Raw genomic sequence first — 21,114 nt, forward strand, 5'->3', positions numbered from 1 at the left:
CCCGCGCATGGTGAAGCTGCTGGGGGCGATGCTCCAGGGATCGCTCGTCTCCCTGGAGATCTTCTTCCTGACGCTGGTCTTCGCGCTCCCTCTCGCCCTGCCGGTCGCGCTCGGCCGCATGTCGGCGAGCCGGCTCCTGCGCGTCCCGGTCAACCTCTACATCCTCGTGATGCGCGGGACGCCGCTCATCCTGCAGATCCTCTTCGTCTACTTCGCCCCCTACTATCTGTTCGAGGCCTCGTACGATCGGTTCACCGCCGTCATCGTGGCCTTCACCATCAACTACGCCGCCTACTTCGCCGAGATCTACCGCGGTGGCATCCAGTCGATCGCGAAGGGCCAGTACGAGGCCGCCAAGGTGCTCGGCTTCACGCGCGCCGACACCTTCTTCCGGATCGTCCTGCCCCAGGTGGTGAAGCGGATCCTGCCGGCCTCCGCCAACGAGGTCATCACGCTCGTGAAGGACACCGCCCTCGCCCAGACCATCGGCGTGGCCGAGCTCTTCCGGGTGGCGCAGAACGCCTCCGCGCGTCAGTTCTCCACCACGCCCATCTTCGTGGCGGGGGTGTTCTACTTCGTCATGAACTGGGCGGTCTCCGAGCTCTTCCTCCGCGCCGAGCGGAAGCTCGAGTACTACAGCTGAGCCGGGCCATGGACGTCGTCACCGTCGACCACCTCTCCAAGTCCTTCGGCGACCTCCGGGTCCTCACCGACATCTCCTTCTCGGTGCACCAGGGCGAGGTGCTCGCCATCATCGGGCCGTCGGGCTCGGGCAAGTCCACGCTGCTCCGCGCCGTCACCCACCTCGAGACCGCCAGCAGCGGCAGCATCTCCATCTGCGGCACGCGGATCCTCGACCGCGGCGTCTACGCCGACAAGGCCACGCTGCGCAGCGCGCTCCTCAAGCTCGGCCTCGTGTTCCAGGACTTCAACCTGTTCCCCCACTTCTCCGTGCTGCGCAACATCACCGAGGCGCAGGTGCGCGTGCTGGGGCGCGGGAAGGCCGCGGCGCGGGAGGTGGCGCTCGCGCTGCTCGAGAAGATGGGCCTCACCGGCAAGGCCGGCGCCTATCCCTGCGAGCTCTCGGGCGGTCAGAAGCAGCGCGTCTCCATCGCGCGCGCCCTCGCCCTCGATCCGCAGGTGCTCTTCTTCGACGAGCCGACGAGCGCCCTCGACCCCGAGCTGACGGGCGAGATCCTCAAGGTCATGCGCGCCCTGGCCGCCGAGAAGATGACGATGGTGGTCGTCACTCACGAGATGGGCTTCGCCCGCGAGGTGGCCGATCGCGCCATGCTGATGGACGGCGGGGTCATCGTGGAGGAAGGCCCGGCCCGGGAGCTCATCGACAACCCCAGGAACGAGCGGACCCGGGCCTTCCTGAGGCGCTTCTCCCAGAACGGCCCCACGTAGGTCGGCGGCTCGTCACGTCTCCACGCCCCGCCGCGAGGTCGGCGCTCACGCCCTGAGCGATCTGCTCAGGCCGCGGCCGCGCCGCGCCTCCGCGAGGATTCGCCGCGAGAGCAATCGCGAGCGTTTGGGGGGGCTTTTCGGAGCCCCGAGAGCGCCGCGACGTGGCCTGCGCCGTGCAGTTCCGCGCCGGTCTCGGGAGCGCCGCCCGACCCACGGGACGACCGCATCGCCGAGCGGAAGGACGCGAGCTTGAGCGCTTCAGCCTTGGAGCGAGAGGACCTCGGGGGGAAGAAGAAGAGGCTGTTCGTCCTCGGCGCGACGGGTGGCACCGGTCGCGCGATCGTCGAGCAGGCTCGCTGGCGCGGCCACCTCGTGACCGCCTTCGTGCGTTCGCCGGAGAAGCTCGAGCCCCTCCTCCGCGACGGCCTGAGCGTGGTCCAGGGCGACCCGCGCGACCGCGACGCGCTACGCGCGGTGATGTCCGGTCACGACGCCGTGCTGTCGGCGCTCGGGCCTGCGGGGCTGGGGCCGACCACCCTCGTGAGCGACTGCGCGCGGAGCACGGTCGCCGCGATGGAGGCGACCGGCGTGCGGAGGCTCCTCATCGTCGGCGTGGCCGTGCTCTTCGAGGCGGACGGGCTCCTGAGCGCCATCGCGCGCCGGACGTTCCTGCGCAACGTGGCGAGGGACTCCGCCGAGATGGAGCACATCGTGAGCGAGAGCGGCCTCGACTGGACCATCGCTCGACCGCCGCGGCTGACGAACGGCGGGCTCACGCGGGCCTACGGCGTGGGGGACGGCCGGATGCCTCCCGGCGCCCGCCTCACGTTGAGCCGCGCCGACCTGGCGAACTTCCTGCTCGACGAGCTCGAGCACCCCGCGCACGTACGCCGGATGGTGGGGCTGGCGTCGGTGAAGGCAGCCGAGAGGGAGGGCGCCGGCGAGCTGTTCTAGCCCCCGCGCTCGCCGCGCCCGGTCGCAGGCGCCGCGGAACCCGCCGACTCGGAGCTCGGCCGGCGGGCTTTCGCGCAGGACGGCGCGGGGGCCATAATGCCCGCTCGCCGCGCCCCTCCCGACCTCGAGGAGGAACGCGCGCCGACGGGAGACCGGAATGAAGCTCGCGCTGCAGCTCATCGAGGCGCTCTCGGTCTTCCTCGTCATCTTCTACCTGTACTGCCGGTCCCCCGCGTTCCGGCCGCTCAAGCCCGACTGGCCCCGCCCCCGCGGCAAGATCCGCCTGTACCTCGTCTTCAGCGGCATCGCGATCCTCGGGAACTACCTCGGCGTGCCGGTCGTCGGCGGGCAGGCCATCGTGAACGCGCGGGCGGTCGGCTCGACGCTCGCCGGCCTGCTGGGCGGCCCCGCCCTCGGGATGCTCGTGGGGGCCACCGCCGGCCTCCACCGCGTGACCGCGATGAGCGGCGCGGCCGCCTTCCCGGGCGCCGTCTCCACCACGCTGGAGGGCCTCCTCGGCGGCCTCGTGCACGTCGCCCTGAAGCGCCGGCCCGAGCGCCTGATGACGCCGCGGGTCGCCTTCGCGACGACCCTCGTCGGCGAGATCCTCCACATGGTGATCGTGCGGTACCTGACGCAGGCGCCGCCCGAGCAGGCCATCGCGATCGTGAAGGCGATCGCCGGGCCCATGGTGATCGCGAACCCCATCGGCGCCGCGCTCTTCATGGCGGTGCTCCTCGAGCGCCAGCGCGAGCAGGACCGCGTCGCGGCGACGTCCTCGGCCCGCGCCCTCAAGGTCGCGGACCGCACGCTGCGCCTCCTCGTGCGCGGGATCGGCCGCGACACCGCCGGCGAGCTCGCCGCGATCATCAAGGAGGAGACGGGCGTCGGCGCGGTGGGGGTCACCGACACCGAGCGCGTCCTCGGCTGGGCCGGCATGGGCTCCGACCACCACCTGCCGGGGAACCCGATCGCCTCGCCCTACACGCGCCAGTCGATCGCGGAGAACGCGGTCGTGTTCGCCGACGGCGTCCGGCAGGCCTACGACTGCACGGTGTCGCCGAGCTGCCAGCTCAGCTCGATGGTGATCGCGCCGCTGCAGGTGGACGGCAGCGTGGTCGGGACGGTCCAGCTCTTCGAGCCGCGCGGGCGCCGCTTCCTCAACATGAACAAGTCGCTCGGCGAGGGGCTCGGCGCCGTGCTCTCGAGCCAGCTCCTCATCGCGCGCTACCAGGAGCAGAAGAGCCTGCTCGTCATGTCGGAGCTGAAGCTCGCGCAGGCGCAGGTGAACCCGCACTTCCTGTTCAACGCGCTCAACACCATCATCGCCATCCTGCGCCGCGACGGCGACCGCGCGCGGGACCTGCTCATCCACCTCTCGAACTTCTTCCGCAAGAACCTGAAGCGCTCGAGCGACGTGTCGACGCTCCGCGAGGAGCTCGAGCACGTCGGCGCGTACCTCGAGATCGAGAAGGCGCGGTTCGAGGGGCGCATCGCCGTCGAGACCGACGTGGACCCGGAGCTCCTCTCGCTCGAGATGCCCGCGTTCACCCTCCAGCCGCTCGTCGAGAACGCCTTCAAGCACGGGCTCTCGGACATGCTCGGCGAGGGGCGCGCCACCATCCGCGCCTTCCGGAAGGACGGCGCGGCGCTCATCGAGGTCGAGGACAACGGCGGCGCGTGGAAGGAGCAGCCGCGCGAGAAGGCCGGCCTCGGCATGCAGATCGTCGACAAGCGCGTGAAGAACCTCTTCGGCGAGGCGTTCGGCCTGACCGTCACCTGCGTGCCGCAGGAGCTCACGCGCGTGACGGTGTGCCTGCCCGGGAAGGGAGCCGCCGCGTGATGCGGGCCCTCATCGTGGACGACGAGCTGCACGCGCGCGAGGAGCTCGAGTCGCTCCTCCTCGAGACCGGCGCGTTCTCGATCGCGGGCCGGTGCGGCAACGCCGTCGAGGCCATCCAGGCCATCCGCAAGCAGCGGCCGGACGTGGTGTTCCTCGACATCCAGATGCCGGCCATCTCCGGGTTCGAGCTCCTCTCGATGCTGGACGACGACGAGCTGCCGGCGGTCGTCTTCGTCACCGCCCACGACGCGTTCGCGCTGCGCGCCTTCGAGGAGCGCGCCCTCGACTACCTCCTGAAGCCCGTCTCGCGCGAGCGGCTCGCGAAGACCGTGGAGCGGCTGCGGAAGCTCCCCGGCGCCGAGGCCCGGCCTGGGTACCCGCGCGCCGAGATCCGGCGCATCCCCTGCCTCGCCGCCCGCGCGATCAAGCTGGTGGACGTCCCGGAGGTCGAGTTCGTGCGGTCGAGCGAGGCCGGCGTGTACGTCGTCACCGCGAAGGCGGAGCTGTTCACCGAGCTCACGTTGAAGGTGCTCGAGGAGCGCGCCGGGCTCGTCCGCTGCCACAAGCAGTTCCTCGTCAACGCCGACCAGGTCGACGAGATCAGCATCGACGAGGGCCTCGCGGTCATCCGGACCCGGTCCGGGAAGGACGTGCCGGTGAGCCGCCGGCACCTGCCCGCCGTGAAGGCCCGCCTCGATCTCTGAGGCCCGCCGGTCACCCCGCGAAAGACCCCGCTCCCCTCCGCTCTGCGACCGGTCGCCCGGAACGGGCGGGGTGCGCCCGCGCCGCGTGCGAGACCAGCGTGACGGAAGCTCCGCGAACGCCGGCGTCTCGAACCGCAGGAGAGCGACATGACGTGGACGCAGAACTACGTGCCCCTCGGCAACCTCCACCTCTCCGCGCTCGTGGCGGCGATCCCCGTGGTCGTCCTCCTCGCGGCGCTCGCGTTCTTCCACGTGAAGGCGCACGTCGCGGCGCTGCTCGGGCTCGTGCTCGCCCAGGGCATCGCGGTCGGCGTCTACGGCATGCCCCTCGGCATGGCGGGGGCGACCGCCGCGTACGGCGCGGCCTTCGGCCTCCTGCCCATCGGCTGGATCATCCTGAACGCCATCTTCATCTACGACATCACGGTGAAGACCGGGAAGTTCGAGGTGGTGAAGGACACCATCGGAGGCCTCGCGGGCGACCGGCGCATCCAGGTGCTCCTCATCGCCTTCGCGTTCGGCGCGTTCATCGAGGGCGCCGCGGGGTTCGGCACGCCGGTCGCGATCAGCGCCGCGATGCTCATCGGCCTCGGCTTCAAGCCCCTCGCCGCCGCCGGCCTGGCGCTCATCGGCAACACCGCGCCCGTGGCCTACGGCGCGCTCGGCACCCCGATCATCACGCTCGCCAAGGTCACCGGCCTGAACGAGCTGGCCCTCTCCTCGATGGCGGGGCGCCAGCTCCCGCTGTTCTCGCTGATGGTCCCGTTCTGGCTCGTGTGGGCCATGGCCGGGTTCCGCGGGATGCTCGGGGTGTGGCCGGCGTGCCTCGTCGCTGGGCTCTCCTTCGCGATCCCCCAGTTCCTCGTCTCGAACTTCATCGGGCCGAACCTCGTCGACATCGTCGCCGCGGCGTCCTGCATCGTCGTGACCTACGCCTTCCTCAAGGTGTGGCAGCCGAAGGAGGAGTGGCGGTTCCCCGAGGAGCGCGCGACGGAGGCCGCCGCAGCGCCGCAGCGCCGGTCCGTGGGCGCCGCCGCCGCGTTCCGCCGCCACACCTTCGGCGAGGCGTTCATGGGCTGGATGCCCTGGATCGTCCTCTCCGTCTCGGTGTTCGTGTGGGGCCAGCCCGCCGTGAAGAGCTGGCTGAACGGGCTGTTCAACCCGACCTTCGACGTGCCGTTCCTCCACAACCTGGTCCTCAAGGCCCCGCCCGTCGCCGCCAAGGTCCACCCCGAGGCGGCGCGGTTCAGCCTGAACCTCCTCTCCGCCACGGGCACGGCCCTCCTCCTCGCCGGCGTGGTCGCGGGCCTGTGGCTGAGGCTGTCGCCCCTCACGCTCGCGAGGACCTACCTCGGCACGCTGAAGCGGGTGCGTTACTCGCTCCTCACGATCGCCGCCATGCTCGCGCTCGGGTTCACGACGCGCTACTCGGGCTCCGACTCGACGATGGGCCTCGCGTTCGCCTCGACGGGCTTCCTGTTCCCGTTCTTCTCGCCGCTGCTCGGCTGGCTCGGCGTGGCGCTGACCGGCTCCGACACCTCGTCGAACGTGCTGTTCGGCAACCTCCAGGTGGTCTCGGCCCAGCAGATCGGGATGAACCCGATCCTCGCGGCCGCGTCCAACAGCTCGGGCGGCGTCATGGGCAAGATGATCGACGCCCAGAGCATCGTCGTGGCGTCGGTGGCGACGAAGCAGGACGGCCACGAGGGCGCCATCCTGCGCTACGTGTTCTGGCACTCGCTCGCGCTGGCGTGCCTCGTCGGCGTGGTCGTGCTCGTCCAGGCGTACTGGCTGCAGTGGATGGTCCCCCACTAGAGGGGGCCGGCGTCACGGGGCTGAGCGCGGATCGGCAGAGAGGGCGCGCGTCACGGCGCCCCTCGTCAGCCTTAAGCCATGACGTGAGCCCGGGAAGGACGGTTGCACCCCCGCTCGCCAACCCGGTTGCATGGCCCCTGGCCGCCAGGTCGCCTTCCTGGCGGCGACATGCCTACGGGGGGCACACATGCAATCGAGAGGGACGATCCTGGCGCTGGCGCTCGCGTCGCTGGTCTTCACCGCGTGCGGTACGCAGCGCTCCGGAGGAGAAGGTGACGGTACGGCGCTGAGCGTCACCGCCGTCGTCGTGGGGACGCCCATCGACGTCATCGTCATCGACGTGACGGCGCCGGATCTCGCGACGCCGCTGGTGTTCAACCTCACCGCCGTCGACGGGGTCGCCGCGGGGACGATCAGGGTCTCGCCTGGCACCGCCCGCACGATCCGCGCGCGGGGCTACGACACCACCGGCGAGATCACGCACGAGGGATCCGTCACGGTGGACGTGGCGCGCGGGACGAACGCCGCCGTCTCGATCCCCATGGTGCCGAGGTCCGGGCAGCTCCCGGTCAGCGTGGTGATCGGGCCGGTGTCGATCGTGGTGCAGCCCCTCGTGATGGAGCTGGTGCCCGGGGGAACGGCCCAGGCGACGGCGATCATCCGGGCCCCCAGCGGCGAGTTGGTGATCGCGGCGCCCCAGTGGGCGAGCACGGATCCCAGCGTCGCGACCGTCGACGAGCTCGGGCTCGTGACGGCGCGGCGCGACGGTGACGCGCAGATCGTGGCGACCTACGGGGGCACGGCGGGCGTCGCCTCGCTCCACGTCGCGACCACGGCGCTGCCGTCGTACCCGGGGACCGTGCGGCAGCTCGGCACCGCCGGCGGCGACCGCGCCACGGCGGTGTTCCTCGGCTCGGCCGGAGACCTCCTCCTCGCCGGCGTCGTGGGCGACGCGTTCCCGGGCTTCACGAGCGCGGGGCTGAGCGACGCCTTCGTCGCGAACCTCGACCCGCTCGCCGCGCCCGTGTGGACGAGCCAGTTCGGGAGCGCGGACGCGGAGCGGGTGTCCTCCGCCGCGATCGACGCGGCGGGCGACGTGTACCTCGTGGCGCAGCGGTGGACGACCTCGTTCGTGACCGACGGGGGTTCGTACCTGGGCTCGTCTCTCGAGAAGGTGAGCGCCGCGGGGCTCCACGAGTGGTCGCAGCCCAGCATCGTCGCGAGCGGCTGGACGCTCACCCAGATCGCGTCGGTGGCGGCGGCGCCCGGGGGCGACGGGGTGCTGGTCGCGGCGATGGGCAGCGGAGGGAGCCTCGTCGCCACCGTGGACGGCGCCGGGCTCCAGCAGGCGGTGACGTCCGTGGTGCCCGGCTTTGCGTTCGACGTGGCGTCGAGCGCGGCCGGGCCGGTCGTGTCGGGCTGCTTCGCGAACACGACGGGGACGAGCTTCTGCGGCCCGACCTCGCCGGCCGGGGGCGCGTTCGTCACCGCCTTCGACGCGGCCGGGAGCGTCCGGTGGGATACGCGGCTCAGCGACCTCACCGTCTCGCAGGTCCTGACCACGATCGCCCTCGACGCCGCGGGCGACGTCTACGCCGCCGGCCACCGCACCGTCGTCGGCTCCGGCAACACCGACGTCGTCCTCGTCAAGCTGGACGGGGCGACCGGAGCCGTGCTGTGGACCCGGGTGCTCGACTGGTCCGCCTTCGAGATGCCCAGCCAGGTCGCCCTCGACGCGGCGGGAGACGTCTACGTCGTCGGTTTCACCGACGGCGGTGGCTTCGGCGGCAGGGACGCGTTCGTGATGAAGCTCGATCCCGCGGGTACCGAGCTGTGGATGCGCAGCATCGGGACCGCCGCGTCGGATCACGGCTCGGCGATCGCCATCGGCGCCAACGGCGTCGTGGTGGTGGGCTCGACGGCGGGCGCCTTCCCGGGCGCCACGAACGCGGGCAACACGGACGTGTTCATCACGACGGTGGGGTTCGGCGGCGAGCCGCTCTGATCGCCGCGCCCGACGGATGGCGCCGCGCCCCGCAGCCTCGCAGCCTCGCGAGGCGGCCGGGCGCGGCGAGCACGACGGGCCGTCTCCCGCCGCGCCACGGCCGCTGGGCGACGAGCGGAACCCCGGCCTCCCTCGCCGCGCGGAGAGGGACGCCGGGGGGTGCGAGCCACGAGGCCGGGGCCGCTGGCCCCGGCGCCGCCGGAGGGCCCGCGCGTGCGGGCCCCGCGGCCGGTCAGGGTGCGATCAGCGCCGGGACGAGGACGTTGTTCGACTCGTCCCGCTCGTACACGAACGTCCCCTTCTGCGGGTTCTCCGCCGTGTCCGCGAGCAGGCCGACGTACCCGGGGACGGTGGAGCTGAATGTCAGCGCGACGTCCCGCTCCTCACCCGGAGCCATCACTTCCACCCACGCGAGCGCGACCTGCAGATCGCAGTCGAACCCGGCGTCGTCACACTCCGTGATCTGCGCGTCTCCGGTGACGTACGCCGCGAGGTAGAACCCGCTCGCGCCGATGGGGCCGCTCGTGCGCCCGTCCCCGAGGTTCTTGAGGTGAGCGGTGACCGTGACGGTCTCGCCTGCCTGGATGGTCGTCGGCCCGGCCATCCCCGTGACCGCCACGTCGGACTGCGTGACCGTGACCCGACTCCCCAGGAGCGTGTTGTTGCGCTCGTTCGTCTCAGGGATGCGCTCGCCGCCGTAGCCGTCGGGACCATCCACGATCGCGCCGGCCCAGAACGTCCCCGGCCCGGAGCCGCCACCCGCCGGCACGTTCATCGTGACCGTCTTCTCCTGCCCGGGCGCGAAGTCCGAGAACCAGCCCGAAGCCCACGCCGGGTCGTCTGCCGTGATCGTCGCGTCGGACGAGAAGTAGACGACCACGTAAACGCCGCCGGGAGAGTTCGTCGCGACGTTGCCGATGTTCTTCACCGTCGCCACGTACGTGGCCGGCTCCGCCTTGTTCACGACCGCGGGGACTTCCAGCCGCGTCACCACGAGATCCGGCCCGACCGCCGTGAACGCCGGAACGAGGGCGTTGTTCGACTCGTCGCGCTCGTAGACGAACGTCCCCTTCGCCGGGTTCTCGCCCGTGTCCGCGAGCAGGCCGATGTACCCGGGGATGGTCGAGCTGAACGTGAGCACGACGTCCCGCTCCTCACCAGGAGCCATCGTGTCCACCCAGACGAGCGCGCGCTGGAGGTCGCAGTCGAAGCCGGCGTCGTCACACTCGGTGATGTTCGCGTCGCCGGTGACGTACGCCGCGAGATAGAACCCGCTCGCGCCGATGGGTCCGCTCGTGCGCCCGTCCCCGAGGTTCTTGAGGTGCGCGGTGACCGTGACGGTCTCGCCTGCCTGGATGCTCGTCGGCCCGGCCATCCCCGTGACCGCCAGGTCGGACTGCGTGACCGTGATCTGCGTCCCGAGCAGCGTGTTGTCGTCCTCGTTCGTCTCGGGGACGCGCGCGCCGCCGTAGCCGTCGGGGCCGTCCACGATCGCGCCGGCCCAGAACACCCCCGGCCCCGAGCCTCCGCCGGCCGGCACGTTCATCGCGACCGTCTTCTCCTGCCCGGGCGCGAAGTCCGAGAACCAGCCCGAAGCCCACGCCGGGTCGTCGGGCGTGATGGTCGCGTCGGACGAGAAGTAGACCACCACGTACACGCCGCCGGGCGAGTTCGTGGCGACGTTGCCGATGTTCTTCACCGTCGCCACGTACGTGGCCGGCTCCGCCTTGTTCACGACCGCGGGCACGTCCAGCCGCGTCACCACGAGGTTGGGCCCGTCGAGCGCGGCCGCCGACGAGCCGACCGCGAGGGCCACCACGACACCCAAGAGCTTCGAGCGCATCCAACTCCTCCGCGAGGCGCCCGCGCCTGGAGCGGGAGCTCGCCCCATGCGCGACCGCCTCATGACTGGTTGTGAAGCACACATCGCTAGCACGCTCAGCGCACGGGCGGCGCGGGCGGATTGTCGCACGGACGCCACGCGCGCGGCGGGCGGCGCGGTTGCGCGAGCCGCTCCAGCGAGTCACGAGCGAGGTCCCGGAATCGCGCGCTCACGCGCGCCCGTCGGCCCCTCACCGCTCAGCGATTCACGTTCACCACGAGCCGCCCGCGGACCTTGCCCGCGAGGACGTCGCGGGCCGCCCCGATCGCCTCGCCGAGCCCGATCTCGTGCGTGATGGCGTCGAGCTTGGTCGCGTCGAGGTCGCGCGCCAGCCTCGACCACGCCTCGAGGCGGAGCGCCCTGGGCGCCATCACGCTGTCGATGCCGTAGAGCGTGACGCCGCGGAGGATGAAGGGCGCCACCGTGGCCGGGAAGTCCATGCCCTGCGCGAGCCCGCAGGCCGCGACGGCGCCCCGGTAGCGGGTCGTCGCGCAGACGTTCGCGAGCGTGTGGCTGCCGACCGAGTCCACGGCGCCGGCCCAGCGCTCCTTGCCGAGCGGCTTGCCCGGCGCGGAGAGCTGGGCGCGGTCGATGACCTCCGCGGCGCCGAGCGACTGGAGGTAGCTCGCCTCGGCGGCGCGCCCCGTGGAGGCCACGACCCTGTAGCCGAGCCTGGACAGGATCGCGATCGCGACGCTGCCCACGCCGCCCGCGGCGCCGGTGACCAGCACCTCGCCGTCGCCGGGCTTCAGGCCGTGCTTCTCCAGCGCGAGGACGCAGAGCATGGCCGTGTAGCCCGCGGTGCCGATGGACATCGCCTGCCGCGAGGTGAAGGCCGCAGGCACCGGCAAGAGCCACGCGCTCCTCACCCGCGCCTTCTGCGCGAGCCCGCCAAAGTGGCTCTCACCCACGCCCCACCCGTCGAGCAACACCCTGTCGCCCGGTGACCACGCGGGATCGCCGCTCGCCTCCACGACGCCGGCGAGGTCGATGCCCGGCACCATCGGGTACTTGCGCACGACCGGCGACGCGCCGGTGATGGCGAGGGCGTCCTTGTAGTTGAGGGTCGAGTACTCGACGCGCACGGTGACGTCGCCTTCCGGGAGCTGCGCCTCGTCGAGCTCGGTGAGGCGGGCCTCGTGCCCCGCGGCGGCCTTCTCCACGACGATCGCCTTGAACATTCGCGCCTCCTCCGTGCCCGTCCGCACTCGACGGGAGAGCGTCACGATCGCACGGTTCCCTCGGCTCGCTCGAGCCGCATCTGAGGTGCTGCCTTCGCGACCCGCGAAGAGCCGGCGCCGCAGAGCGACCCCGCCACGTCGAAAAGCTAGGCGACGAGCTGGAACTTCGACTGCGGCGCGCCGCACACCGGGCACTTGTCCGGCGGCGTGCCGAACTCGACGTCCCCGCAGACGGGGCACAGGTACACCTCCATCGTCGAGAGGTCGGCGCCGGACTCCAGCGCCTTCAGGGCCTGACCGAAGAGCCCTGCGTGGACCTTCTCGGCGGCGTTCGCGAACCCGAGCAGGTAGCGCGCCTTGTGGTTCTCGCGCTGGGCCTGCTCCACCATGGGCGGGTACATCTCGGTGTACTCGTAGGTCTCGCCGGCCACCGCGCTCTTCAGGTTCTCGAGCGTCGAGCCGACGCCGCCCATGTTGGCGAGGTGTCCGAGCGCGTGGATCGTCTCGGCCTCCGCCGCGGCACGGAAGAGCTTCGCGATCTGCGCGTAGCCCTCCTTCTCGGCCTGGCGCGCGAACGCGAGGTACTTGCGGTTCGCCTGGCTCTCGCCGGCGAAGGCGACCTTCAGGTTATCGACGGTGGCGGGCATGGTGGGTCTCCTGTTTGCGAGGCGAGATGGATACCACGGGAGCGCCGGCGCTCTTACAGCAGCACGTCGAGCGTGAGCCCGAGCGCCGTGTCCGTCGAGACCTTCGTCGGCGCGGGCCGGCTGTCGTGATTCACCGTGAACGACACCCCGAACGCCAGCGAGCGCGAGAGGCGCGTCGAGATCTTGGAGAGGCTGTTCAAGACGACCCTGCTCTCGCCGACCACGTTCGGCAGGACCTCGGCGTCCTCGGCGAAGAGGACGTCCTTGGAGATGGCGTACCTGAAGCCGAGCCCGGCGCGCGGGGCGTAGAGGGTGTCGTCGGGGAGCTGCGCAGCGGTGGGGTAGTACTGGTAGCGGGCCTCGTTCGCGAGCCGGAAGCCGAGGTCGGTGCGCAGGCTCGTCTTCCAGCCGGAGGGCCCGCCGGCGTCCACCCACACGACCGTCGCGCCGACCTCCCCCGTGCCGCGGAGCTCGACGCTCTTCACGTGGTCGGTCTCCGCCGCGCCGAGCACGTACGCGCTGTAGCGCTCGCCGAAGCGCCGATCGAGCCGGAGCTGGGCACCGGCCGCCTCCGCCACCGTCTGCGAGCCGGTGACGCCGGCCACGCGGTTCTGCCCGTAGCTCGCGGAGACCTTCGCGCCCCAGATCCACGACGCGCTCTTCCGCTCGGCGGCCGCGTTCGCGTTGAACGTCACCGTGTTCGAGTTGCCGGTGAGCGAGATGAGGCCGAGCCCGACGGTGCTGGACCAGCTCGTCGGGACCGCGTGCGCCGGCGCCGGTGGCGCAGCCGGGACCTCGAAGCGGACGGGGACGACGGCCGCGACGCGGGCGGCGGCGTCGGCTGCACGGGCGGCGGCCTCCGCCGCGAGGAGCGCCGCGGCAGCCGCCTTCTCGGCTGCGGCGGCCGCGCGATCGGCGGCGCCTTCGGGGGCGGCCGCGGTGGTCGCGGCGGGCGCCTCGGTCTGCGCCACGAGGAACGTGGCGAGGAGCATTGCGGCGGTGGTCATGTCGGTCTCGGGGGTTCGGGATTCAGAATCGAGGGAGCGAGCGCACGGACTCCGGGCTCGGAATCGTGCGGCAAAAGAGCGCGCTTCTCGGCGACCAGCGGGACGGGCGCGTGAAGCACGCTCGCCATTTTAGGCGAATGCGGCCATAAGGGTAGCTCTCCGGGGTACCTTTCCATGCTCGGCCCGAAAGGTGGGCCACAGATGGAGAGGAGCGGACGATTCAATGCCCGGCTGTCAGGCATTGGAGGTAGTTTGCGCCCGTTCGCTTACTCCCCACTTCAACATGAGGCTTGAAAAGTGACCAAAGTCAGAGTCCTGACCTTCGCGGTGCTTGCGGCGCTCGCGAACGCCGCGTCGGCCCAATCGTTCGAGCTCGAGCGGCTGCAGCTCGACCCTTCCGCGATCGGCTCCCTCGTCGTCGGGACGGGCGAGGTGAACCCCGCGCGGAGCTTCCGCCTGTCCGCCGCGGGCGACTGGGAGCATCGGCCGCTCGTGCGGCACGGCACCGAGCTGTTCGGCCGCCGTACGGGCGACGCGATCGTGAAGGACCGCCAGACGCTCCACCTCACGCTCGACTACGTTCCGGTGGAGCGCGTCGAGCTCTACGCCCGCGCGAGCTACGTCCTGAACCAGGACGGTGAGCGTGGCCTCTCGGCCGCGAAGAGCGACGGCTTCGGGATGCCCTCGTTCGGCATCCGCATCTCGGCGCTCTCGCAGCGCGACGGCGCCTCGCCGGTGAACGTCGCCTTCGCCGGCGAGTTCCTGCCTCCCTGGGGCACGGCGGGCGCGTTCGCCAAGTTCTCGAAGCCCGCGGCGCTGCTGAAGCTGGAGCTCGGCCGCGACCTCGGCAACGTGATCATCGGCGCGGAAGGCGGCCTCGTCGCGCGCGAGGGAGAGCAGATCCAGAACACGAACGTCGGCTCCGAGGTGATCTACGGGGCGACCATCGCGATGAAGGGGACCATCCGGCCCGAGCTGTCGTTCCGCGGCGCGACGCCCTTCGAGGCCGGCCCGAGCACCGCCGAGGTCCTCGCGGGCCTGCGCGCCGTCCTCGGCCCGGCGGAGCTGTTCGCGCTCGGCGGCCCGGGGTTCTTCAACGCGATCGGCACGCCCGAGTGGCGCGGCGTCGTCGGCCTCGCCTTCGGCATGGAGGGCGCGCGCGCGAAGAAGGAGGCCGCCCCCGAGCAGGCGGCCCCGCCGCCTCCGCCGCCCCCCGCCGCGGCCGCGCCGGTGGATCCCTGCGCTCCGGGGCAGTCGCACACGCCCGATCAGTGCCCCAACCTCGACGACGACGGCGATGGCGTCGCGAACAAGGACGACGCGTGCCCGACCGAGAAGGGCCTCCCTGAGCTGAAGGGCTGCCCGGCGAAGGACACGGACGGCGACGGCGTCCCGGATCACCAGGACAAGTGCCCGGACCAGGCTGGCCCTGCCGACAACCAGGGCTGCCCGCGCGTCGTGGTGCAGCCGGAGGCGAAGAAGATCGAGCTCCGCGAGAAGGTCCAGTTCGAGGCGGGGAAGGCCACCATTCGCCCCGAGTCGGACAAGCTCATCGAGGACATCGCGAACGTGCTGAAGGAGCACCCCGAGATCAAGCGCGTCCAGGTCGAGGGTCACGCGGACTCGAGCGGCAGCGCGGCCCTGAACAAGCGGCTCTCGCAGGCCCGCGCCGACGCCGTCGCGAAGGCCATCGCCGCCCGCGGCGTCGACAAGGCGCGGCTGTCCGCGAAGGGCTACGGCCCGAGCCGCCCGATCGCGTCCAACGACACGCCGGAGGGTCGCGAGGCGAACCGCCGGGTCGAGATCTCGATCGTGCAGTCCGAGTAGCGGGCCCACGCTTCGCCGAAACCTCGAGGCCCCCGGTTCGCCGGGGGCCTCTTTTCTTCATTGGCGCAGGTGTCCTCGAGCGCCTGCCGCCCGGCGCCGCCTGACCCAGGCGGCCATCCGCCCGCCTGTCGGCGCTGTCAGCCCCATCCGGTAGAACACGCCATGGCGACAGACCCGACGAACTCCTCGCCCGGCAAGGGTCGGGGCGCGGTCCCGTCCGACGAGGGTCCGTACAAGGACGAGATCGTCATCTCCTGGCCGGAGCTGCACCGCGACACGCGCTATCTCTCGCGCGTCCTGCACGAGCTCGGTGACTGGAAGGGCATCATCGCGATCACGCGCGGCGGCCTCGTTCCTGCGGCGCTCGTCGCCCGCGAGCTCGAGATCCGGCTCATCGACACGGTCTGCATCGTCAGCTACGGCGCGGGCGAGTCCGGCGGCGCGGAGCAGAAACAGGGCGAGCTCCGCTGGCTGAAGACGGTCCAGGGCGACGGCGACGGCTGGCTCCTCATCGACGACCTCGTCGACACCGGCCGGACCGCCCAGGCGGTCCGGGAGCGGCTCCCGAAGGCGCACTTCGCGACGCTCTACGCCAAGCCGCTCGGGCGCCCCGTCGTCGACACGTTCGTGAAGGAGTTCCGGCAGGAGAAGTGGATCTACTTCCCCTGGGACATCGACTACCGGTTCGTCTCTCCGATCCGGCAGCGGCGCGAGACGGAGTGACGGCTCCGTGACCGCACCGCGCCTCGAGCTTCGGCACGTCACGAAGCGCTACGGGGACGTCGTCGCGAACGACGACGTCGCGCTCGCCGTCGCGCCCGGAGAGATCCACGCGATCCTCGGCGAGAACGGCGCGGGCAAGTCGACGCTGATGAAGATCGTCTACGGCGCGGTCGCGCCCGACGCCGGCGAGCTCCTCTGGGACGGCGCGCCGGCCGACATCCGCAGCCCGCACGACGCGCGCGCGCTCGGCATCGCCATGGTGTTCCAGCACTTCTCCCTGTTCGACTCGCTCACGGTCGCGGAGAACGTCTGGCTCGGCCTGTCCCGCACGGTGAGCCTGCGGGAGGTGGTCGAGGGGATTCGCGGGAAGGCGGCCGAGTACGGCCTCGACCTCGATCCTCACCGGCCGGTGCACGTGCTGTCCGTGGGCGAGCGCCAGCGCGTCGAGATCGTCCGGGCGCTCCTCGCGAACCCGCGGCTCCTGATCCTCGACGAGCCGACCGCCGTGCTCACGCCGCAGGCCGCCGACAAGCTGTTCGAGACGCTGCGGAAGCTCGCCGCCACCGGCTGCTCGATCCTCTACATCAGCCACAAGCTCCACGAGATCGTGGCGCTGTGCCACCAGTGCACCGTGCTGCGCGGCGGCCGCGTCGTGGCGAGCTGCGATCCGGCCCGGGAGAGCACCGCGAGCCTCTCGCGCCTGATGATCGGCGCCGAGCCGCCCCGGCTCGAGCGGCGCCCCGCGAGCGCCGGCGCCATCGCCCTCTCGACGCGGGAGCTCACCCTCGAGAGCCACGACCGGTTCGGCGTCGCGCTCGAGGACGTCTCGCTCGACGTCCGGGCGGGAGAGATCGTCGGCATCGCGGGGGTGTCCGGAAACGGCCAGCAGGAGCTGCTCGCCGCGCTCTCGGGCGAGGACCCGCGCGCCGACGCCGGCGCGATCCAGCTCTTCGGGCAGCCGATCGGCCGGGTGGGCGCGGCCGCGCGCCGCAAGCGCGGCCTGCACTTCGTTCCCGAGGAGCGGCTCGGCCGCGGCGCGGTGCCGGCGCTCTCGCTCGCGAACAACATGCTGCTGACGCGCAAGGAGGCGCTGCGCGCGTTCGGCTGGATCGACCGCGCCGCGCTCCGCGACCAGGCCTCCGGCGTGCTCCGGCGGTACTGGGTGAAGGCCGCGGGCCCGTCCGCCGCGGCGCGGAGCCTCTCGGGCGGCAACCTCCAGAAGTACATCGTCGGCAGGGAGCTCGACGCCGTCCCCAAGGTGCTCGTCGTGGCGCAGCCGACCTGGGGCGTGGACGTCGGGGCGGCGTCGCAGATCCGGGCCGAGCTCGTCGCGCTCCGCGACGCGGGGTGCGCCGTGCTCGTCGTCTCCGAGGAGCTCGAGGAGCTCTTCGCGCTCGCCGACCGGCTCCACGTGATCGCGAAGGGGCGCCTCTCACCGTCGATCCCGACGGCCGAGGCGACCGTCGAGCAGATCGGCGAGTGGATGAGCGGGCTGTGGGCGGGCGGCCCCGGTCAGGCGGCCGCGCTCGCCGGAGGGAGCCCATGATCCGCCTCGACGTCCGCCCGGTGCCCTCGCTCAGGATGAGCGTCCTCTCCCCGCTCATCGCGCTCGCGGTGACGGTGGCCGCCGGGGGCGTGCTCTTCCTCGCGCTCGGCAAGGACCCGGTGCGCGTGCTCTCGATGTTCCTCGTCGAGCCGTTCCACGGCGTGCGCGCGCTCACCGAGCTGGGCCTCAAGTGCACGCCGCTCATCCTGTGCGCGCTCGGCCTCGGGCTCTGCTTCCGCTCGAACGTGTGGAACATCGGCGCCGAGGGGCAGTTCCTCATGGGCGCCATCGCGGGGGGCGGGCTCGCGCTGTGGGTCACGACCGCGTCGGTCGCGCTCTCGCCGTGGGCGTTCTTCCCGCTGGTGGTGACGGCGGGGGCCGCGGGCGGAGCGGCGTGGGCGGCGATCGTGGCGCTCCTGCGGGACCGCTTCAACGCGAACGAGATCCTGGTCAGCCTGATGCTCGTCTACGTGGCGGACCTCTTCCTGTCCTGGCTCGTGTTCGGGCCGTGGAAGGACCCGCGGGGCTTCAACTTCCCGCAGACCGTGCAGTTCGCGGCGGCGACCGAGATCCCGCGGTTCGTGCGCGGCATGCGGCTGCACTGGGGGTTCGCGTTCGCGCTCGTCGCGGCCGTCCTCATGTGGCTGTTCATGTTCCGGACCCACCGCGGCATCCAGCTCCAGATCGGCGGCCCCGCGCCGGCGGCGGCGCGCTACGCGGGGTTCTCGTCGCGATCCGCGGTCTGGACGACGCTGCTCGTCTCGGGCGGGCTCGCCGGCGTGGCCGGCGCCTTCGAGGTGGCCGGCCCGATGGGCCAGCTCACGCCGCACGTGGCGAGCGGCTACGGGTTCACCGCGATCATCGTCGCCTTCGTGGGCCGGCTCCATCCGCTCGGCGCGGTGCTCGCCAGCGTCGTGCTCTCCGCGTTCGTGATCGGCGGGCAGCTCGCGCAGTCGCGCGTCGGCCTGCCCGCCTCGGTGAGCGGCGTGTTCCAGGGCATCCTGCTCCTCGCCCTGCTCGGCTGCGACACCCTCATCCACCACCGCCTCCGGCTCGTCCGGTGGACCTGGAGGACCGCGCCTTGAGCGAGGTCGCCCTGCTCGTCGCCGCGACGCTCGCCGCGGGCACGCCCCTCGCCATCGCCGGCCTCGGGCTGCTCCTCAACGAGCGCGCCGGCATCCTGAACCTCGGGGCCGAGGGCATGCTGCTCATCTCGGCCGTCGCGGGCTTCGCGGCGGCGTTCCACGGGGGGAGCGAGTGGCTGGGCTTCGCCGCGGGTGCCGCGGCGGGTGCGGCGGTGGCGGCCGTGTTCGGCTGGCTCGTGGTGTGGCTGAACACGAACCAGTACGCGACCGGGCTCGCGGTGAGCCTCTTCGGCTCGGGGTTCTCCGCGTTCGTGGGGATCGACTACGTCGGGCGGCAGCTCGGCGAGCAGCGCGCCCACGCGGTGCCGATCCTCGGCGAGCTGCCGTTCCTCGGCCCGGCCCTCTTCCGCCAGCACCCGATGGTCTACGTGGCGGTCGCGCTCGTCGGGGCCGCGTCCTTCTTCCTCTACCGGACGCGCGCGGGGCTCGTGCTGCGGGCGGTCGGCGAGTCGCCGCAGTCCGCGCACGCGCTCGGCTACGGCGTGCGCCGGATCCGCCTCGCCGCCGTGGTGACGGGCGGCGCGCTCTGCGGCGTCGCGGGGGCGTTCCTCTCGGTCGTCTACACGCCGCTCTGGGTCGAGGGCATGGTCGCGGGACGCGGCTGGATCGCCCTCGCGCTGACGGTCTTCGCGACGTGGCGGCCAGCCCGGATCCTCCTCGGCGCGTATCTGTTCGGCGGCGTCACCATGCTGCAGCTCCACCTGCAGGCGCAGGGCGTGGAGCTGCCGAGCCAGTTCATGGCGATGCTCCCCTACGTCGCGACCGTCGTCGTCCTCGTCCTCATCTCCCGGAATCCGCTCTGGATCCGCCTCAACATGCCCGCCTCGCTCGGGAAGCCGTTCTTCCCGGGCGCCTGAACGGCGGGACGCAGCGCCTCACCGCAGTCACCACCGCACCTAGAGAGAGGGGAGCCACATGACTCGTTCGTTCGTCCGCAAGCTCGCGCTCGGCGCCGTCGTCCTCGGGGCGACGCTCGCAGCCTGCGCCAAGAAGGAAGAGGCGCCGCCCGCGCCCGCCGCCGCCCCCACCGCGAAGGCCGAGCCGCTGAAGGCCGCCTTCGTCTACGTGGGCCCGGTCGGGGACTCCGGCTGGAGCTTCTCGCACGACCTCGGCCGCAAGAACGCGCTCGCGAAGTTCGGCGACAAGGTCACCACCACCTTCGTCGAGAAGGTCCCCGAGGGCCCGGACGCCGAGCGCGTCATCCGCGACCTCGTCGCCCAGGGCAACAAGGTCGTCTTCGCCACCTCGTTCGGCTTCATGGACGCGATGGTGAAGGTCGCGAAGGACCACCCGGACGTCTACTTCGAGCACGCCACGGGCTACAAGACCGCGGACAACCTCCGGGTCTACGAGGCCCGCTTCTACGAGGGCGCCTACCTCGCGGGCGTCGTCGCGGGCAAGATGACGAAGACGAACACCCTCGGCTTCGTCGCGTCGTTCCCCATCCCCGAGGTGCTCCGGAACATCAACGCGTACACGCTGGGCGCGCAGAGCGTGAACCCCAAGGTGAAGACGCGGGTGGTCTGGATCAACTCCTGGTTCGATCCGCCCAAGGAGACGGAGGCGGCGCAGTCGCTCATGAACCAGGGCGCCGACGTGCTGCTCCAGAACACCGACTCGACGGCCGTCCTCCAGGCCGCGGAGCGCAACGGCAAGTTCGGGTTCGGCTGGGACAGCGACATGAGCGCGTTCGCGCCGAAGGCGCACCTCGGCTCGGTCGCGCTGAACTGGACGGTCTACTACGAGAAGTCGTTCGGCGAGATCCTCGAGAAGCGGTGGAAGCCCGAGGTCACGAAGTGGGGCGTGAAGGAAGGAATGCTCGATTTCGTGAAGCCCGCCGCGTTCCTCCCCGAGGAGACGAAGAAGGCCGTCGAGGCCGCGCGCGAGGGGCTCAAGACCGGCACCGTCGCGGTGTTCAAGGGACCGGTCGTCGACAACACGGGCAAGGAGGTCCTCGCGAAGGACGCCGTCGCCGACGACACGTGGAAGGGCGCGATCAACTTCTACGTGAAGGGCGTCGAGGGGAAGGTTCCCTCGAGCATGTAGCCGACCTGGCCGTCTCACGGCACGGCAGCACAGCGGCCCCGACCGGCTTTCGCCGGCCGGGGGCCGTTCCATCTCTCGAGGCCTGAGCGGCGGCGTCACCGGTCACTGGCGCTCGTGGTGGCGCCGCTCCTCGTCCTCCTCGAACACGCCTTCCGCCGTCTCGTGCTCCCGCTCGATGGGCGGAGCGACGGTGCGCTCCCGCTCATGCGTCTCACGCTCGGCCGGGCGAGGCTCGGTCCGGCGCTCTTTCTGATCCTTTCCCTTCATGTCGTTTCCCCCTCACCCAACGGTAGCGCCGGGCGGCCGCCCAGGCCCGGCATCACCACCGCTGGCCGCCAGCGCGGGCGGGCGCTCGCCGCCCCGTCCCGCGCCGCGCGAG

At 71.8% G+C, this 21,114-nt stretch carries 18 protein-coding genes; 13 read left to right on the plus strand and 5 right to left on the minus strand.

Annotation, left to right across the window (positions count from 1 at the left end; all coding sequences use genetic code 11):
• Positions 1-7 precede the first annotated feature (7 nt).
• The 7 genes from MNY60_RS02195 to MNY60_RS02225 all read left to right on the plus strand — a co-directional run bounded on the left by MNY60_RS02195 (position 8) and on the right by MNY60_RS02225 (position 8,731).
• Positions 8-643 (plus strand): amino acid ABC transporter permease, encoded by a 636-nt coding sequence (locus MNY60_RS02195; protein ID WP_242332954.1) that lies wholly within the window; start codon positions 8-10, stop codon positions 641-643.
• A gap of 8 nt (positions 644-651) precedes the next feature.
• The gene (locus MNY60_RS02200) at positions 652-1,410 is read left to right on the plus strand and encodes an amino acid ABC transporter ATP-binding protein (protein WP_242352269.1); all 759 of its coding nucleotides are present in this window, start codon (positions 652-654) and stop codon (positions 1,408-1,410) included.
• A 264-nt stretch (positions 1,411-1,674) separates the two neighbouring features.
• Positions 1,675-2,364: an NAD(P)-dependent oxidoreductase gene (locus MNY60_RS02205; RefSeq protein ID WP_242359953.1), complete on the plus strand. Its 690-nt coding sequence runs from the start codon at positions 1,675-1,677 to the stop codon at positions 2,362-2,364.
• Between the two features lie 157 nt (positions 2,365-2,521).
• A complete protein-coding gene (locus tag MNY60_RS02210; RefSeq protein WP_242332957.1) occupies positions 2,522-4,207 on the plus strand; it encodes a sensor histidine kinase in 1,686 nt (561 codons plus the stop codon).
• On the plus strand, positions 4,207-4,911 hold the full coding sequence (gene btsR, locus MNY60_RS02215) for a two-component system response regulator BtsR (protein WP_242360006.1): 705 nt from the start codon (positions 4,207-4,209) through the stop codon (positions 4,909-4,911). The genes MNY60_RS02210 and btsR overlap by 1 nt, the downstream gene beginning before the upstream one ends.
• 147 nt (positions 4,912-5,058) lie before the next feature.
• The gene (locus MNY60_RS02220) at positions 5,059-6,726 is read left to right on the plus strand and encodes an L-lactate permease (protein WP_242359954.1); all 1,668 of its coding nucleotides are present in this window, start codon (positions 5,059-5,061) and stop codon (positions 6,724-6,726) included.
• Positions 6,727-6,913: 187 nt separating this feature from the next.
• On the plus strand, positions 6,914-8,731 hold the full coding sequence (locus MNY60_RS02225) for an Ig-like domain-containing protein (protein WP_242359955.1): 1,818 nt from the start codon (positions 6,914-6,916) through the stop codon (positions 8,729-8,731).
• 232 nt (positions 8,732-8,963) lie between these two features.
• On the opposite strand, the gene MNY60_RS02230 is transcribed toward MNY60_RS02225, so the two are convergent.
• From MNY60_RS02230 to MNY60_RS02245, 4 genes are all read right to left on the minus strand, one after another.
• Positions 8,964-10,574 (minus strand): CARDB domain-containing protein, encoded by a 1,611-nt coding sequence (locus MNY60_RS02230; protein WP_242359956.1) that lies wholly within the window; start codon positions 10,572-10,574, stop codon positions 8,964-8,966.
• 236 nt (positions 10,575-10,810) lie between these two features.
• Entirely contained in the window at positions 10,811-11,794 is a 984-nt protein-coding gene (locus tag MNY60_RS02235) for an MDR family oxidoreductase (RefSeq protein WP_242359957.1), read from the minus strand.
• 146 nt (positions 11,795-11,940) lie between these two features.
• Positions 11,941-12,441: a rubrerythrin family protein gene (locus MNY60_RS02240; RefSeq protein WP_242332966.1), complete on the minus strand. Its 501-nt coding sequence runs from the start codon at positions 12,439-12,441 to the stop codon at positions 11,941-11,943.
• Positions 12,442-12,494: 53 nt separating this feature from the next.
• Positions 12,495-13,448 (minus strand): DUF481 domain-containing protein, encoded by a 954-nt coding sequence (locus MNY60_RS02245; protein WP_242359958.1) that lies wholly within the window; start codon positions 13,446-13,448, stop codon positions 12,495-12,497.
• Positions 13,449-13,745: 297 nt separating this feature from the next.
• Between MNY60_RS02245 and MNY60_RS24130 the strand changes: the two genes are divergently transcribed.
• The 6 genes from MNY60_RS24130 (at position 13,746) to MNY60_RS02275 (ending at position 20,735) form a co-directional block, all read left to right on the plus strand.
• Positions 13,746-15,275, plus strand: coding sequence for an OmpA family protein (locus MNY60_RS24130; protein ID WP_242359959.1), 1,530 nt, complete (start codon positions 13,746-13,748; stop codon positions 15,273-15,275).
• A gap of 162 nt (positions 15,276-15,437) precedes the next feature.
• Positions 15,438-15,998, plus strand: a complete 561-nt coding sequence (gpt, locus tag MNY60_RS02255; RefSeq protein ID WP_242359960.1) for a xanthine phosphoribosyltransferase — start codon at positions 15,438-15,440, stop codon at positions 15,996-15,998.
• 7 nt (positions 15,999-16,005) lie between these two features.
• The gene (locus MNY60_RS24135) at positions 16,006-17,544 is read left to right on the plus strand and encodes an ABC transporter ATP-binding protein (RefSeq protein ID WP_242359961.1); all 1,539 of its coding nucleotides are present in this window, start codon (positions 16,006-16,008) and stop codon (positions 17,542-17,544) included.
• Positions 17,541-18,629, plus strand: coding sequence for an ABC transporter permease (locus MNY60_RS02265; protein WP_242352277.1), 1,089 nt, complete (start codon positions 17,541-17,543; stop codon positions 18,627-18,629). Before MNY60_RS24135 ends, MNY60_RS02265 begins: the two co-directional genes overlap by 4 nt.
• Positions 18,626-19,546 carry an ABC transporter permease gene (locus MNY60_RS02270; protein ID WP_242332977.1) on the plus strand — a complete coding sequence of 307 codons (921 nt, stop codon included), beginning with the start codon at positions 18,626-18,628 and terminating at the stop codon, positions 19,544-19,546. Before MNY60_RS02265 ends, MNY60_RS02270 begins: the two co-directional genes overlap by 4 nt.
• Positions 19,547-19,604: 58 nt before the next feature.
• Positions 19,605-20,735: a BMP family ABC transporter substrate-binding protein gene (locus tag MNY60_RS02275; protein ID WP_242332979.1), complete on the plus strand. Its 1,131-nt coding sequence runs from the start codon at positions 19,605-19,607 to the stop codon at positions 20,733-20,735.
• Between the two features lie 102 nt (positions 20,736-20,837).
• On the opposite strand, the gene MNY60_RS02280 is transcribed toward MNY60_RS02275, so the two are convergent.
• Complete coding sequence (locus tag MNY60_RS02280; protein ID WP_242332981.1) at positions 20,838-21,002, minus strand: hypothetical protein; 165 nt, start codon at positions 21,000-21,002, stop codon at positions 20,838-20,840.
• Positions 21,003-21,114 lie beyond the last annotated feature (112 nt).

Origin of the sequence: Anaeromyxobacter sp. SG17, assembly GCF_022690695.1 — a bacterium.
Classification (GTDB): Bacteria; Myxococcota; Myxococcia; order Myxococcales; family Anaeromyxobacteraceae; genus Anaeromyxobacter; species Anaeromyxobacter soli.